Below are 15,267 nucleotides of genomic sequence, written 5' to 3'. Positions count from 1 at the left end.
AGAGCCCCTAACAATCAGGGCAAAGTTGTTGGGGAGTGCACTGGTCAGGTACCCACCACCCAGGGAGTGACGACCCCCATCAAACCGGGCCCGAAAGCCCATGGCGGTCGGTGGCCGAGTATAGACAGTTAGGCTACTAATGACAACGCAATCCCCTTCCCCTAATAGCTCATTGCGTCAAGCGAATAAAAGGCGTAAATGGCAGGGAATTTCGAGGAAAAAGTCCGCTTAAAGCCTTCTAGGGCAAGACTTTAGGCAAATTGACATTCGGATTTATCTCACTATAGTGGTGCGGGCCCTGCGTGGGGGGTCTGTCTGATGATTTCAAGCATAAATAGGAGGCCACATGGCTGACAAAAAAGCGCAGTTGATCATCGAGGGCGCAGCCCCCGTCGAGCTGCCCATTTTAACCGGCACCGTTGGTCCCGATGTTATCGATGTTCGGAGCCTGACGGCCACGGGCCGCTTCACCTTTGACCCCGGCTTCATGTCGACTGCCTCCTGCGAGTCGAAAATCACCTATATCGACGGCGACAACGGCATCCTGCTGCACCGTGGCTACCCGATCGAACAGCTGGCTGAAAAGTCGGACTACCTGGAAACCTGCTACCTGCTGCTCAACGGCGAATTGCCGACAGCGGAACAGAAGGCCCAGTTCGTCAGCAACGTGAAGAACCACACCATGGTTCACGAGCAGTTGAAGACCTTCTTCAACGGCTTCCGTCGCGACGCACACCCGATGGCCGTAATGTGCGGCGTAGTCGGTGCCCTCTCGGCCTTCTACCACGACTCCCTGGACATCAATAACCCGCAGCATCGCGAAATCTCCGCGATCCGCCTGGTTGCCAAGATGCCGACCCTGGCCGCGATGGTTTACAAGTACTCCATGGGCCAACCCATGATGTACCCGCGCAACGACCTGTCGTATGCGGAAAACTTCCTGCACATGATGTTCAACACCCCGTGCGAGATCAAACCGATCAGCCCGGTGCTGGCCAAGGCGATGGACCGGATCTTCATCCTCCATGCCGACCACGAGCAGAACGCCTCGACTTCCACCGTCCGCCTGGCAGGCTCCTCGGGTGCCAACCCGTTCGCCTGTATCGCTGCCGGCATCGCGGCACTCTGGGGCCCAGCCCACGGCGGCGCCAACGAAGCGGTACTGACCATGCTCGACGAAATTGGCGATGTCTCGAACATCGACAAGTTCATCGCCAAGGCCAAGGACAAGAACGACCCGTTCAAGCTGATGGGCTTCGGTCACCGCGTCTACAAGAACCGCGACCCACGCGCCACCGTCATGAAGCAGACCTGCGACGAAGTGCTCAAGGAACTGGGCATCACCAACGATCCGCAACTCGAACTGGCCATGCGCCTGGAAGAGATCGCCCTGACCGATCCGTACTTCATCGAGCGCTCGCTGTACCCGAACGTCGACTTCTACTCGGGGATCATCCTCAAGGCCATCGGCATCCCAACCAGCATGTTCACTGTGATCTTCGCCCTGGCACGTACCGTCGGCTGGATTTCGCACTGGAAAGAAATGCTCTCCAGCCCTTACAAGATCGGCCGTCCTCGCCAGCTGTACACCGGCTACGAGTCGCGCGACATCACCAAGCTGGAAGACCGCAAGTAAGACCTGCCCTGCGCACACGTCTTAGCTGCACCGGATACGGCCTCTAACAGAGGTCGTATTTGTTTCCGCCCTCCCCTGCCTACCCTCTCCCCGCCTGTAGGAGCCGGCTTACCGGCGAACCCTCTACAGTCCCCAACATCAGTCTCGGGCACGCCGTCGCCGACCAGCCGGCTCCTGCACAATCAATCCGCGCAGGCAAAAAAATGCCCCGGCCTCTCGACCAGGGCATTTCGCCATTACGCAGCTTCTATATATAGAAGCCGATACATCCGTCTCGCTTAGTGCGACACCGCCCCACTGGCTCCCAGGCCGGTCTGCGAGCGCACGAACTGCGGGAAGAACAGCGCCCGCTCATTGTCCGCCGCCGTGGACTTGTCGGTGATGGAGAAGAACCAGATCCCGATGAAGGCAATGATCATCGAGAACAGCGCCGGGTACTCGTACGGGAAGATGGCCTTTTCATGCCCCATGATCTGCACCCAGATGGTCGGGCCGAGGATCATCAGGCCAACGGCACTGACCAGTCCCAGCCAGCCGCCGATCATGGCGCCACGGGTGGTGAGCTTCTTCCAGTACATGGAAAGCAGCAGCACCGGGAAGTTGCAGCTCGCCGCAATGGAGAACGCCAGGCCGACCATGAAGGCGATGTTCTGGCTCTCGAACAGGATCCCCAGGGCGATCGCCAGTACGCCCAGGCATACGGTGGTGATCTTCGAGACGCGGATTTCATCCTTCTCGTTGGCCTTGCCCTTCTTGATCACGCTGGCATACAGGTCGTGGGACACCGCCGACGCACCCGCCAGGGTCAGGCCCGCCACCACCGCCAGGATAGTGGCGAAGGCCACCGCCGAGATGAAGCCCAGGAACACACTGCCGCCCACGGCATTGGCCAGGTGCACCGCCGCCATGTTATTGCCGCCCAGCAGCGCGCCAGCCGCGTCCTTGAACGCCGGGTTGGTGCTGACCAGCAGGATCGCGCCGAAACCGATGATGAAGGTCAGGATGTAGAAGTAGCCGATGAAGCCAGTGGCGTACAGCACGCTCTTGCGCGCTTCCTTGGCGTCGCTCACGGTGAAGAAGCGCATCAGGATGTGCGGCAGGCCCGCGGTACCGAACATCAGCGCCAGGCCGAGGGAGAACGCCGAGATCGGATCCTTCACCAGGCCGCCCGGGCTCATGATCGCTTCACCCTTGGGGTGAACCTTGACGGCCTCGGAGAACAGCATGTTGAAGTCGAAGTTGACGTGCTTCATCACCATCAGCGCCATGAAGGAAGCGCCGGACAGCAACAGGACCGCCTTGATGATCTGCACCCAGGTGGTGGCCAGCATGCCGCCGAACAGCACGTACAGCACCATCAGGATCCCGACCAGGATCACCGCCACATGGTAGTCGAGGCCGAACAGCAGCTGGATCAGCTTGCCGGCACCGACCATCTGCGCGATCAGGTAGAACGCCACCACCACCAGCGAGCCACAGGCCGACAGCGTACGGATCTGGGTCTGCCCGAGACGGTAGGACGCCACGTCGGCGAAGGTGTATTTGCCCAGGTTGCGCAGGCGCTCGGCGATCAGGAACAGGATGATCGGCCAGCCCACCAGAAAGCCGATCGAGTAGATCAGGCCGTCGTAGCCGGAGGTGAATACCAGGGCGGAAATCCCCAGGAAGGAGGCTGCCGACATGTAGTCACCGGCGATCGCCAGGCCATTCTGGAAGCCAGTGATCTTGCCGCCCGCGGCATAGTAGTCGGCCGCCGACTTGTTGCGCTTGGACGCCCAGTAGGTGATGCACAGGGTCGCGCCGACAAACAGCACGAACATGATGATTGCGGAAACATTGAGGGGTTGCTTGTGCACTTCGCCGGTCAGGGCGTCAGCCGCCCAGAGGCTGGGGGCGAAGGCCGCGACGCCAAGAAAAGCCGATAGACGCCGGATCATTGCTGAGCCTCCTTGAGAATCGCATTGTTCAGGTCGTCGAACTCGCCGTTGGCGCGTCGTACATAGATTCCGGTCAGGACAAAGGCCGCGACAATCAACCCGACGCCGATGGGAATGCCCCAGGTGATCGATGATTCAGGGCTGAGCTTCGCGCCCAGTACATGAGGGCCATAGGCGATCAGCAGGATGAAGCCCGCGTAAAGCCCGAGCATGATTGCCGAAAGTATCCAGGCGAATCGTTCCCGCTTGCTGACCAGCTCCTTGAAACGCGAGCTGTTTTGAATCGAGAGGTAAATGCTGTCGTTCATTGTTTTTATCCTCGCAGCACAGATTTTAGGTGGAACCTAGGCCACTCTATGCAGCTCTGGAACAGGTTCCAGACGACCTTAGTATTAGAACGACATCCCCCCCTGGCGCGCCCCTTTGCGCCCTGCCAAACAAAAGACCGCCGGGGGCGAACCCACGGCGGTCTCAGGACCTGCTATCTAGACACTTCGAGGATTATTTTGCGGTCCACTCGGCGACACGCTCAGGGTGTTTGGCCACCCAATCCTTGGCCGCCGCGTCCGGCTTGGCGCCCTCTTGAATCGCCAGCATCACCTCGCCGATTTCATCCTTGGAGGCCCACTGGAATTTCTTCAGGAAGGCCGCGACTTCAGGCGCCTTCTTCTCCAGCCCCTTGCTGCCGATGCTGTTGACCGTTTCAGCGGCGCCATACACGCCTTTCGGGTCTTCCAGGAAGCGCAGCTTCCACTTGGCGAACATCCAGTGCGGCACCCAGCCGGTCACTGCGATGGACTCGTTCTTCTCTTCGGCACGCGTCAGCTCGGCAATCATCGCCGCGCCCGAACTGGCTTGCAGTTTGTAGTCCAGGCCGTAGTCCTTGATCGCCTGGTCGGTCTTGAGCATCACGCCCGAACCGGCGTCGATGCCGACGATCTTGTTCTTGAAGCTGGTGTCGTCCTTCAGGTCGGCAATGCTCTTGGCCTTGACGTACTCCGGCACGATCAGGCCGATTTTCGCGTCCTTGAAGTTGGGACCGTAGTCGACCACCTTGTCCTTGTTCTTGGCCCAATATTCGCCGTGGGTCACAGGCAGCCAGGCCGAAAGCATCGCGTCCAGCTTGCCGGTGGCCACGCCCTGCCACATGATGCCGGTCGCTACCGCCTGCAGTTTCACGTCATAACCGAGTTTCTGCTTGATCACTTCGGAGGCCACGTAGGTGGTCGCCACGCTGTCCGACCAACCGTCGACATAGCCGATGCTCAGGGTCTTGCTGTCGGCGCTGGCCAGGGTGGAACTGATCGCAAGTACCAGAGCGGCACCTGCGCCTAAGAGTCGTCGCATCTTCATCGTTACTTCCCCGAAAGTACTGCGCCCGACGAGTGCCGAGCCGCGTCAACCTGTTGTTATGGTGCACAGCGCCCTCATCACGCCCCACCAACTTGCTCGTACATCAGCGCGATTGCTCCATGAGAGCCCTGACGCTTCGATCATCAACCCGACGCCAAAGGCGACCTGCTCTGACTGCGACCTCAAGACATTCAGCAACGACATCAGTTAGCCAGTAATCAGGACCCGGCAAAAACAGTCGCCCAAACCCGCCCGAACCTTGCATGGCAAATCGTGCAGCCCCCTGGGTCGCGGCAAATCCGGGTAAGATGCCGGGCTTCATTCCCTGACGGCCCGACCATGCCCTCGATTGCCCGCTTCCCGTTCCTGCCCTACCTCTTCGCCTGCCTGCTGGGGCTCTTTGCGCTCTGTGGTTTCTGGTATGGCCTTGGCCAGCCTGTGGTGCTGCCGGATGTCGCCAGCGCCAGCCACAAGCTGCAATGCGCGTCCTACACCCCGTTCGACAAGGACCAGTCGCCCTTCGACCAGCCGTTCAAACTGCGCCCGGAGCGCATGGACGCCGACCTGGCGCTGCTGGCGACACGCTTTACATGCATCCGCACCTACTCGATGACCGGCCTGGAAGCCCTGCCGGACCTGGCGCGCAAGCACGGCCTGAAGCTGATGATCGGCGCCTGGGTCAACAGCAATCCGGTGGACACCGAGAAAGAAGTCGACCTGCTGATCGCCTCGGCCAACGCCAACCCGGATGTGGTCAGTTCGGTGATCGTCGGCAACGAGGCCCTGCTGCGCAAGGAAGTCACCGGCCCGCAACTGGCCAGGCTGATCAACAAGGTCAAGGCGAACGTCAAGCAGCCGGTCACCTACGCGGACGTCTGGGAGTTCTGGCTCAAGCATCCGGAAATCGCGCCAGCCGTGGACTTTCTGACCATTCACCTGCTGCCCTACTGGGAAGACGATCCGTCCAACATCGATGCTGCACTGAACCATGTGGCCCAGGTCCGCCAGGTGTTCGGCAACAAATTCGCGCCCAAGGATGTGCTGATCGGCGAAACCGGCTGGCCCAGCGAGGGCCGCCAGCGCGAAACCGCCCTGCCGAGCCGGGTCAACGAGGCCAAGTTCATCCGCGGTTTTGTGGTCATGGCCGAACAGAACGGCTGGCATTACAACCTGATCGAAGCCTTCGACCAGCCCTGGAAGCGGGCGAGCGAAGGCGCGGTCGGCGGTTACTGGGGGCTGTTCGACGCCGATCGCCAGGACAAGGGCGTCCTCGCCGGGCCGGTGTCGAACCTGCCTTACTGGCCCCTGTGGCTGGGCGTCGGCGGGGTGATTTTCCTCGCCACCCTGATCCTTGGCGGACGGACCCGCGAGGCTCGCGCCGCCTTGCTCCTGCCGTTGCTTGGCGCCTTGGCCGCCTGCTCCATCGGCGCCTGGGGCGAACTGGCGCGGGTCACCAGCCGCTTTGCCGGGGAATGGCTCTGGGCCGGCCTGCTGCTGGCCTTGAACCTGTTGGTGCTGGCGCACGCTGCGCTGGGCCTGGGTGCCAGGAGCGGCTGGCGCGAACGCCTGTTCGATGCCCTGGAAAAACGCGCCGGATGGCTGCTCACCGCCGCCGGTTTCGCCGCCGCGGTGATGATGCTGGAACTGGTGTTCGACCCGCGCTATCGCAGCTTCCCCAGCGCGGCACTGGTCCTGCCGGCCCTGGTCTACCTGTGCCGCCCGGTGCGGGTGCCACGGCGGGAAATTGCCCTGCTGACCTTTATCGTCGGCGCCGGCATCGCCCCGCAGCTTTACCGCGAAGGCCTGGAAAACCAGCAGGCCTGGGGCTGGGCCCTGGTCAGCCTGCTGATGGTCGCCGCCCTCTGGCGTAGCCTGCGGGCGCGCAAGGCCTGACCGAGATACCGTAGGAGCGAAGCTTGCTCGCGATGAAAGACGACGCGGTCCGCGGCGCAGCTATCGCGGGCAAGCCTCGCTCCTACGGAACAGGGCGAGGCGCCCGTACCAGCCGCAGGGCGCCGATGACGATGGCAAATACCGCCAGGCTGGTGTTGTAGAGCGCCAGCGCCGGAAAGCCGAACAACAGCGCCAGCACCGCCAGCCCCCACCCCGCGCGCCCCGGCACCACGAAGGCGATCAACGCCGCGACCAGCGCCGCCCAGCCCATGACCTTGAAGTGGATCAGCAGCCCCAGGCTGGAACGCGCCTGGCATTCCCAACGACTGGCCTCGTCGACACAGATGCCGACCCAGCGCGCATCCTCCATGAAGCCGTAGCGCACGCCATAACTGGCGGCCAGCCACAGCGGCAGGACAACGAGCAGCAGAATCACGGGAAGACGACGGGACATGAAGCACTCCGATAAACCAGAAACGGCGCCCAGCATAATCGTCCAAGGCCGGTAAGCAAGCCTGTTACACAGATATCTGTTCAGCCAGCAGTGGCAAAGTGTATCGTTTGGCGACTGTTGCCACCGATCCGCCGTTATCTCGCCCCGAGCGTTTTTCATGCGCATCATGGCACTTCGGCTGCACCCCGGTGGTCATAGCCAGCGAACTTCACTCGGCACCTTCCTCTAAGGGATTTAGTCATGCTCCGTTCCTTGCGCTTCGCTGCCTTGTTAGGCGGCCTTATCTCGAGTGCGTCCGCACTGGCGGTCGACATCGACGCCACCCGCTATGGCTATCCCCTGACCAATCCGTTCGAAGCGACCATTGCCACCACTCCGCCGGATCTGCGCCCGAAACTGCCGAGCGACGACGACATCAAGCAGTCGGACCGCAGCCTGACCCTGCGCCCCGAACGCGAATTCACCCTGCCGGACAATTTCTGGGCGGTGAAGAAACTCACCTACCGCATCGCCGAACAAGACCATGCCGCGCCCCTGATCTTCCTGATCGCCGGCACTGGCGCGCGGTACGACAGCAGCCTCAACGAATACCTGAAGAAGCTGTATTACCAGGCCGGCTACCATGTGGTGCAGCTGTCCTCGCCGACCAGCTTCGACTTCATCAGCGCCGCCTCGCGGTTCGCCACCCCCGGCGTGACCAAGGAAGACGCCGAAGACATGTACCGCGTGATGCAGGCGGTACGCGCGCAGAACCCGAAACTGCCGGTCACCGACTTCTACCTCACCGGCTACAGCCTCGGCGCCCTGGACGCGGCCTTCGTCAGCAAGCTGGACGAGACCCGGCGCAGCTTCAACTTCAAGAAAGTCCTGTTGCTCAACCCGCCGGTCAACCTCTATACTTCCATCAGCAACCTCGACAAGCTGGTGCAGACCGAGGTCAAGGGCATCAATAACAGCACCACCTTCTATGAACTGGTGCTGAACAAGCTGACCCGCTACTTCCAGCAGAAAGGCTACATCGACCTCAACGACGCCCTGCTCTACGACTTCCAGCAGTCCAAGGAACACCTGAGCAACGAGCAGATGGCCATGCTGATCGGCACCTCGTTCCGCTTCTCCGCCGCCGACATCGCCTTCACCTCGGACCTGATCAACCGCCGTGGCCTGATCACCCCGCCCAAGTACCCGATCAGCGAAGGCACCAGCCTCACGCCATTCCTCAAGCGTGCCCTGCAATGCGACTTCGACTGCTACCTCACCGAACAGGTGATACCGATGTGGCGCGCCCGCACCGATGGCGGCAGCGTGCTGCAACTGATCGACCAGGTCAGCCTGTACGCGCTCAAGGACTACCTGCAAGCCAGCCCGAAAATCGCCGTGATGCACAACGCCGACGACGTGATCCTCGGCCCGGGCGACCTGGGTTTCCTGCGCAAGACCTTCGGTGACCGGCTGACGGTCTATCCCCATGGCGGCCATTGCGGCAACCTCAACTACCGCGTCAACAGCGACGCCATGCTGGAGTTCTTCCGTGGCTAAACATCTCCTGCTTATCGCTGCCCTGCTCTGCGCCAGCCAGGCCCAAGCCGACGACGGCAAGACCGCCAGCCCCGTGGCCGCAGGCCCGGACGGCTTCACCGAGCCGCTCAAGCAACTCAAGTTCAACCCGGGCCTGGACCAACGCGAGTTCGAGCGTTCGACCCTGAATGCGCTGAACGTCTACGACCCACTGGAATCGTGGAACCGGCGGGTGTACCACTTCAACTACCGCTTCGATCAGTGGGTATTCCTGCCGGTGGTCGACGGTTACCGCTACATCACCCCGAGCTTCCTGCGCACCGGCGTGAGCAACTTCTTCAACAACCTGGGCGACGTGTCCAACCTGGTCAACAGCCTGTTGCAGTTCAAGGGCCAGCGCTCGTTGAACACCACCGGCCGCCTGCTGATCAACACCACCCTGGGCATCGGCGGTCTCTGGGACCCGGCCACCAGCATGGGCCTGCCACGCCAGAGCGAAGACTTCGGCCAGACCCTGGGCTTCTACGGCGTGCCGGGCGGTGCCTACTTCGTCCTGCCGATCCTCGGGCCGTCGAACCTGCGCGACACCGCCGGGCTCGCGGTGGACTACACCGCCGAGTCGGCGATCAACTTCCTCAACGTTTCCGAGGTCAGCTCGAACCATCCGGAAGTCTGGGTCCTGCGCAGTGTCGACAAGCGCTACCAGACCAACTTCCGCTACGGCGAGATGAACTCGCCGTTCGAGTACGAGAAAGTCCGCTACGTCTACACCGAAGCCCGCAAGCTGCAAATCGCCGAGTGACCCCTCCAGGGCCCGCCCGCTCGGGCGGGCCCCTTGCCTTCCCCACGCTGCCACCCCCCCTGCTTCGCACCGGCCGAAAGCAGAAAAATCCTAATTGGAATTTTCCGGGCAACTAGATACGATGCTAATCATTAGCTAGCTATCTATGTGCCTTGCGAATGAAAATCCCCACCCTGCGCATCCCCGATTTCTGGTTGGCCGTGCTGGCTCCCAGCCGCAACGACCTGCTGTTCGCCCTGCGCAACATGATCGCTGGCGGCATCGCCTTGTACCTGGCGTTTCGCTTCGACCTCGAACAGCCGCAATGGGCACTGACCACCGTTTTCATCGTCAGCCAGCCCAGCAGCGGCATGGTCCTGGCCAAGGGCGCCTACCGCCTGCTCGGCACCTTTACCGGGGCCGTGGCCTCGATCGGGTTGATCGCCTTGTTCGGCCAGGCGCCGCTATTGTTCCTGCTGGCGATGGCGCTGTGGCTGGCCTTCTGCACTACCGGGGCCTCGTTGCTGCGCAATCATGCCTCCTACGGCTTCGTGCTGGCCGGCTATACCGCCGCCATCATCGCCCTGCCCTCCACCGCCCATCCGCTGCAGGTCTTCGACCAGGCCGTGGCGCGCTGCTCGGAAATCAGCCTGGGCATCATCTGCGCAGCCATCGCCAGCACCGTGCTCTGGCCACGTCGGGTGGAACAGGCCCTGGCCGCCCAGGGCAAGCTCGCCTGGCAGGCCGGCATGCGCGCCGCCGCTTCCGAACTGCTCGGCCAGGACCAGCGCAAAGGCTTGCTGGAAGCCCTGGGCAAGCTGGTGGCGGTCGATGCCCAGCGCGATCATGCGTGGTTCGAAGGCCCCCAGGGGCGCCGCCGTTCCCAGGCCTTGCGCGTGCTCAGCCGGGATTTGCTGCGCCTGCTGCGCGCCGCCCGCGGCGTGGCTCGCCAGCGACTGATGCTCGCCAGCGCGGCGAATGCCAGGGTGATGCCGCTGATCGAGCAACTGGCCGACGCCCTGGAGCACAGTAGCCAGGAGCGGGTCGCCCAGCTTGCCGCCCGCCTCGAAGAAGCCCTGCTGGATCACGACCTGCCGCAGGACGCGCATGCCTGCCTGATGCAGCTGGCCCAGGTGCCGGTCCTGCTCGAACGCAGCGTGCGGGCGTTGCAGGCCGTGGAACAGGCCCGGGTGCCCCGGGGCGCGCCTGGCGCCCTGTCCTGGCACCGGGATATCGAGCAGGGCATTCTCGGTGGCTTGCGCAGCGCCCTGGCGTTTCTCGCCGTGGCCGCCTTCTGGATTCTCTCGGCCTGGCCCTCGGGCCTGGGCGCATTGTCGATCTGTGGCGTGGTGTTGAGCCTGTTCGCCGGCCGGGAAAACCCCTCCGCCTCCAGCCTCAATTTTCTCAAGGGTATTGCCTTGTCGGTGCCGATCGCCGGCATCGTCGGCCTGTTCCTGCTGCCGGGCTGGGATGGCTTCCCGCTGCTGTGCGTCGGCCTGGGCATCCCGCTGTTTTTCGCCTCGCTGTGCATGAGCCGGCCGAAGCTGGCGCCGCTGGCATCGGCGTTCTGCATCTTCTTCGTGAACAACGTCGGCCCCAGCAACCTGATGACCTACGACCTGGCCAACTTCCTCAACAAGGCCATCGCCACCCTGGTCGGCGTCGGCATCGCGGTGCTGGTGTTCCGCCTGGTCAGCCTCAACCCCGGCGAGCACCATTACCGGCGGATGTTCCGCGCCTCGCTGTTCGACCTGGCGCAACTGACCTCACGCCCGCTGGAACAGGCCGAAAGCTGGTTCGGCGGGCGCATGGCCGACCGCCTGATCCGCCTGGCCCGCTATTGCCAAAGCCTGCCGCAGGAGCGCCGCCAGCACTGGGACAACGGCCTGCTCGGGCTGGACCTGGGCGACGAACTGCTGCAATTGCGCGCCAGCCTGGGCGCCGCGGATACAGTGCTGGGGATGGAACTGGGACGCTATCTGCACAGCATCGCGCTGCTGCTCAAGTCCGGCGGCCCGACGCCCCAGCGCCACCATCAACTGGATGCGCCGACGGTCGCCCTGCTCAAGGCCCTGGAGCAGGCGCCGCATGTGCCGGAGCAGGATCTGGAGATGGCCAGGGCGGCCCTGCTGCAACTGCAATTCACCTGGCACAAATGGTGCCGCCTGACGCGCCACGAGCCCCGCGCGGCAGCCTCGTTGCAGGGGCAATGAACGAGCAAAAAAAACCGCCACGCGCCGGCTCCGGCGGGTGGCGGCAGAACGCCCTGCGAGCCCGTCAGGCTTGCAGCAGCGGGAACAGCGAGATCACCAGCAGCAAGGCCATGCCGTAGTTGAACAGGCGCAACCAGCGCGGATCGCGCAAGACGTTGCGCAACACGCTGCCGAACCCGGCCCAGACCCCGACGCTCGGTGCATTGATCAGGGCGAACAGGCTGGCGATCACCACCACGTTGAAGAAGTATCCCTGCAATGGCGTGTAGGTGCTGATAGCCCCCAGCGCCATGACCCAGGCCTTGGGGTTGACCCACTGGAACGCCGCGGCGCCCCAGAACCCCAGCGGCCGCCCCTTGCCATCGATGTCCTGGGACACCGGCCCGGAACGCGCGATGTTCCAGGCCAGGTACAACAGATAGGCCGCACCGACATAGCGCAGCACCTTGTACAGCACCGGATAGGCCTCGAACACCGCCCCCAGGCCCAGGCCGACGGCTAGTACCAGCACCAGGAACCCCGAACTGATGCCCAGGATATGCGGCACCGTGCGCCGGAACCCGAAGTTCACCCCCGAGGCCAGCAGCATGGCGTTATTCGGTCCGGGGGTCACCGAGGTGACAAAGGCGAACAGAGCGAAAGCCAACAACAAGTCGATCGACAACGGCATACATTGATCCTGAGAAATACATGCTCCGAACAGAGCTCTGATTCATTGTGTTCACCCCCGCATTCATCGTGGGCGAGCCTCTCGACGCTTACAGCAAGGACCCGATGAAGCCCGCGGCGACCATCGAGTAGAACGCGCCGCACACCAGGCCGAATGCCTTGCGCGTACGGACGAAAAACGGTTCCGCCGAGCGTGCGGAAAACGCCAGCGCATAGGCGCAGAAAATCACGAAGCCGGCGACCGCGCAGCTGCCCACCAGCACGAAGCTGGCCCAGGATGGCGCCGTCGCGCTGAGGCCGACGGTGGTCACGGTGAACCAGGTCAGGGCGGCCTTGGGGTTGGTCAGGTGGATGCCCAGCCCTTGCAGGTAGAACCCCAGCGTGCGGCCCTGCTTGGCCCTGGCGCGCTTGAGGTCGACCGCGTTCGGGCTCAGGGCCCCGCGGATCGATTTGTACGCCAGCCACAGCAGGTAGCAGGCGCCGAGGATCTTCAGCCAGACCAGCACCTGGGTATTGGACATCAGCAAGGCCGAGACCCCCGCGGCGGTCATCGCGCCCCAGCACAACGAACCGGAAATGACCCCGGCCGCCAGCGCCAGCCCGGGGGTACGCCCATAGCTGAGCGAAGTGTTGGCGATCGCCAGGTTACCCGGGCCAGGGCTGGCGGTTCCGATGACGTACACAGCCATAGCAGCACCAAAGCTCGATAGATCAAACATTTGACGGTCTCTTGTAGAAGTCGCGGGAGCAGGGTTTACCAACCGGGGAAGCCGGCCCGGACGGGCCGGCGTCCTTCCTCGCTATTTGAAGCAGCGATGATCGGGTTCTTCGGCCCGGATCCTTTCCATCCAGGGCTTGAGTTCGGATTGCTTGTACAGCCGCTCGCCCCAGCGCTCCGGAGAAACCGGCAGCGGACGGCCTTGCAGGATGTAGTCGGTCAGCAGGTGGATGAACTGCTGCAGGCAGTACGCCCCCACATGCAGGCGCAACGAAGAAGCGGTTTCCGCCGGCGCGATGTTGAACCGCGCGACATGGATGATCTCGCCGCTGTCCACCGAGGGCGCCAGGTGATGGCAGGTCGAACCGTAGGTCTCGTCCTGGTAGTAGATCGCGTAATGCTGGCTACCCAGGCCCCGGTATTTGGGCGGGGCCGGGTGCAGGTTGATCGCGCCCTTGCGGGCCCGCCGATAGATGCTCTCCGGAAAGATGAAGTCGCCGCGATAGGAAATGATCCAGTCGCCCTCCCAGTCTTCCAGGTGATAGGGATAGGGGTCGCCCGGATCCCAACAGAACACCTCCAGGTTGGAAAAAACCGTCTTGGCGAATTCGACGCCGTGATCGCACCAGTCCATGGTGCACACCGACAATAGAACTTTGTCCTTGCATGGTTCGATGGTCTGCATTGTCTTTTCCATTAATGGCTGTTGGTAGATTTCCAAAACGCCCCCGGGCCCACCCTCTGCCCTACCCCTGCTGGCAAGCCTCGACCACCGACGTGAAACGTTCGACCATCTCGGCGATGTCCGCCTCGCTGGCAATGAACGGCGGCGCGAACAGCACATGGTTGCCCTGGACCCCATCGGCGGTGCCCGACCCGGGATAAATCAGCAACCCCTGCTCCAGCGCCTGCTGCTTGAGCCGCGCGGCGTAACGTCCGCCACCCTGGTAAGGCGCGCGAGTAGCGCGGTCCTGGACGAACTCCACGCCGACGAACAGGCCACGCCCGCGCACGTCGCCGACATGCTCGAAGCGCGCCAGGCACTCGCGCAGGCCATGGCGCAATTGCTCGCCGCGCAGGCGCACGGCCTGCAGCAGATGCTCTTCCTGGATGACCCGCTGGACCTCCAGCGCGACCGCGCAGGCCAGCGGGTGGTTGACGTGGGTCTGGCCGTTGCCCAGCACCCCGGAGTTGCCCGCCATGGCCTCATGCACCTGCTGGCTGACCAGCAACGCCGAGATCGGCTGGTAGCCGGCGGCCAGACCTTTGCCGACCGCGACCATGTCCGGCACGATGCCGTCATCCTCATAGGCGAAGAACCGGCCGGTACGCCCCATGCCGGCCATCACCTCATCGAGGATCAGCAGCACATCGTGGCGTTCGCACACGGCCTTGATCTTGCGGAAATAGCCCGGCACCGGCGGTACCGCGCCATTGGTGGAGCCGACCACGGTCTCGGCAAAAAACGCCGCGACCCTCTCGCTGCCCAGCGCCCTGATCCTTTCGTCCAGCTCCAGCGCCAGGCGATCGCCGTACTGCTCGGCGTTTTCGTCGGCGCGCTGATGGCGATAGGCGTAACAGGGCGAGACGAACTCGGCGGGCCCCAGCAAGGGCTCGAACACCCCGCGCCGCTGGAGGTTGCCGGAAATCGCCAGCGTCCCCAGCGTGCTGCCGTGGTAGCTCTGCTGACGCGAGATGAACAGCGACTTGCCCGGCAACCCGCGCTCGCATTGATACTGGTAGGCGATCTTCATCGCCAGTTCCATGACCTCGGAGCCGCCAGAAAGGAACTGCGCCTTGGCCAGCCCGCCGGAGGCGTCCACCAGCAGGTCCGCCAATTCCTCGGCGGCCTGGGTGGTGAAACTGCCGGCATGGGCCCAGCTGAGTTTTTTCGCCTGCTGCTCGATGGCCGCGGCGATCCGTGGGTGTCCATGTCCCAGGCTGGAAACGGCAACCCCGCCACAAGTGTCGAGGTAACGTTTGCCCGAGGCATCCTCAAGCCAGACCCCGGAGCCATTGACGGCGAGAATCGGTGAGGCGTTCAAGTTCTTGTAGATGACCGTTGACATGGATCCGAGCCCTTGCAGTTAAGCGG

The 15,267-nt window shown here is 63.1% G+C and carries 13 protein-coding genes; 5 read left to right on the top strand and 8 right to left on the bottom strand.

All coding sequences use genetic code 11. The features are described 5' to 3' along the window. Positions 1–346: 346 nt before the first annotated feature. Positions 347–1,636: a citrate synthase gene (gene gltA, locus TO66_RS08535; RefSeq protein WP_044461924.1), complete on the top strand. Its 1,290-nt coding sequence runs from the start codon at positions 347–349 to the stop codon at positions 1,634–1,636. Between the two features lie 278 nt (positions 1,637–1,914). Here gltA and TO66_RS08530 read toward each other — a convergent pair whose 3' ends face one another. The 3 genes from TO66_RS08530 to TO66_RS08520 all read right to left on the bottom strand — a co-directional run bounded on the left by TO66_RS08530 (position 1,915) and on the right by TO66_RS08520 (position 4,926). Then, entirely contained in the window at positions 1,915–3,573 is a 1,659-nt protein-coding gene (locus tag TO66_RS08530; protein WP_044461923.1) for a cation acetate symporter, read from the bottom strand. After that, positions 3,570–3,881: a DUF485 domain-containing protein gene (locus TO66_RS08525; RefSeq protein WP_044461922.1), complete on the bottom strand. Its 312-nt coding sequence runs from the start codon at positions 3,879–3,881 to the stop codon at positions 3,570–3,572. The genes TO66_RS08530 and TO66_RS08525 overlap by 4 nt, the downstream gene beginning before the upstream one ends. Positions 3,882–4,074: 193 nt before the next feature. After that, positions 4,075–4,926 (bottom strand): glycine betaine ABC transporter substrate-binding protein, encoded by an 852-nt coding sequence (locus TO66_RS08520; protein WP_044461921.1) that lies wholly within the window; start codon positions 4,924–4,926, stop codon positions 4,075–4,077. Positions 4,927–5,265: 339 nt separating this feature from the next. Between TO66_RS08520 and TO66_RS08515 the strand changes: the two genes are divergently transcribed. Then, positions 5,266–6,819, top strand: coding sequence for a beta-1,6-glucan synthase (locus TO66_RS08515; RefSeq protein WP_044461920.1), 1,554 nt, complete (start codon positions 5,266–5,268; stop codon positions 6,817–6,819). Positions 6,820–6,901: 82 nt separating this feature from the next. Here TO66_RS08515 and TO66_RS08510 read toward each other — a convergent pair whose 3' ends face one another. After that, entirely contained in the window at positions 6,902–7,273 is a 372-nt protein-coding gene (locus TO66_RS08510) for a hypothetical protein (protein ID WP_044461919.1), read from the bottom strand. 240 nt (positions 7,274–7,513) lie between these two features. Between TO66_RS08510 and TO66_RS08505 the strand changes: the two genes are divergently transcribed. From TO66_RS08505 to TO66_RS08495, 3 genes are all read left to right on the top strand, one after another. Beyond that, entirely contained in the window at positions 7,514–8,812 is a 1,299-nt protein-coding gene (locus TO66_RS08505; protein WP_044461918.1) for a serine/threonine protein kinase, read from the top strand. Further along, the gene (locus tag TO66_RS08500; protein ID WP_044461917.1) at positions 8,805–9,593 is read left to right on the top strand and encodes a VacJ family lipoprotein; all 789 of its coding nucleotides are present in this window, start codon (positions 8,805–8,807) and stop codon (positions 9,591–9,593) included. Before TO66_RS08505 ends, TO66_RS08500 begins: the two co-directional genes overlap by 8 nt. A gap of 158 nt (positions 9,594–9,751) precedes the next feature. Then, entirely contained in the window at positions 9,752–11,785 is a 2,034-nt protein-coding gene (locus tag TO66_RS08495; protein ID WP_044461916.1) for an FUSC family protein, read from the top strand. A 64-nt stretch (positions 11,786–11,849) separates the two neighbouring features. Here the strand turns inward: TO66_RS08495 and TO66_RS08490 are convergent, their stop codons facing one another. The 4 genes from TO66_RS08490 to TO66_RS08475 form a co-directional block, all read right to left on the bottom strand. Beyond that, positions 11,850–12,455 (bottom strand): LysE family translocator, encoded by a 606-nt coding sequence (locus tag TO66_RS08490; RefSeq protein ID WP_044461915.1) that lies wholly within the window; start codon positions 12,453–12,455, stop codon positions 11,850–11,852. Positions 12,456–12,543: 88 nt separating this feature from the next. Continuing rightward, positions 12,544–13,173 (bottom strand): LysE family translocator, encoded by a 630-nt coding sequence (locus TO66_RS08485; protein WP_044461914.1) that lies wholly within the window; start codon positions 13,171–13,173, stop codon positions 12,544–12,546. 81 nt (positions 13,174–13,254) lie between these two features. After that, positions 13,255–13,857, bottom strand: a complete 603-nt coding sequence (locus tag TO66_RS08480; protein WP_044461913.1) for a formyltransferase family protein — start codon at positions 13,855–13,857, stop codon at positions 13,255–13,257. 61 nt (positions 13,858–13,918) lie between these two features. Continuing rightward, positions 13,919–15,241, bottom strand: a complete 1,323-nt coding sequence (locus TO66_RS08475; protein WP_044461912.1) for an aspartate aminotransferase family protein — start codon at positions 15,239–15,241, stop codon at positions 13,919–13,921. Positions 15,242–15,267: the final 26 nt, after the last annotated feature.

Source organism: Pseudomonas sp. MRSN 12121, assembly GCF_000931465.1.
Taxonomy (GTDB): Bacteria; Pseudomonadota; Gammaproteobacteria; order Pseudomonadales; family Pseudomonadaceae; genus Aquipseudomonas.
The sequence above is the reverse complement of the archived record's forward strand: the minus strand, read 5'-3'. Positions and strand labels throughout refer to the sequence as shown.

Coding starts and splice junctions, on each gene's coding strand:
- TO66_RS08480 (WP_044461913.1), bottom strand. CDS start 13,857: ATGCAGACCATCGAACCATGCAAGGACAAAGTTCTATTGTCGGTGTGC.
- TO66_RS08505 (WP_044461918.1), top strand. CDS start 7,514: ATGCTCCGTTCCTTGCGCTTCGCTGCCTTGTTAGGCGGCCTTATCTCG.
- TO66_RS08490 (WP_044461915.1), bottom strand. CDS start 12,455: ATGCCGTTGTCGATCGACTTGTTGTTGGCTTTCGCTCTGTTCGCCTTT.
- TO66_RS08475 (WP_044461912.1), bottom strand. CDS start 15,241: ATGTCAACGGTCATCTACAAGAACTTGAACGCCTCACCGATTCTCGCC.
- TO66_RS08495 (WP_044461916.1), top strand. CDS start 9,752: ATGAAAATCCCCACCCTGCGCATCCCCGATTTCTGGTTGGCCGTGCTG.
- TO66_RS08520 (WP_044461921.1), bottom strand. CDS start 4,926: ATGAAGATGCGACGACTCTTAGGCGCAGGTGCCGCTCTGGTACTTGCG.
- gltA (WP_044461924.1), top strand. CDS start 347: ATGGCTGACAAAAAAGCGCAGTTGATCATCGAGGGCGCAGCCCCCGTC.
- TO66_RS08525 (WP_044461922.1), bottom strand. CDS start 3,881: ATGAACGACAGCATTTACCTCTCGATTCAAAACAGCTCGCGTTTCAAG.
- TO66_RS08510 (WP_044461919.1), bottom strand. CDS start 7,273: ATGTCCCGTCGTCTTCCCGTGATTCTGCTGCTCGTTGTCCTGCCGCTG.
- TO66_RS08530 (WP_044461923.1), bottom strand. CDS start 3,573: ATGATCCGGCGTCTATCGGCTTTTCTTGGCGTCGCGGCCTTCGCCCCC.
- TO66_RS08485 (WP_044461914.1), bottom strand. CDS start 13,173: ATGTTTGATCTATCGAGCTTTGGTGCTGCTATGGCTGTGTACGTCATC.
- TO66_RS08515 (WP_044461920.1), top strand. CDS start 5,266: ATGCCCTCGATTGCCCGCTTCCCGTTCCTGCCCTACCTCTTCGCCTGC.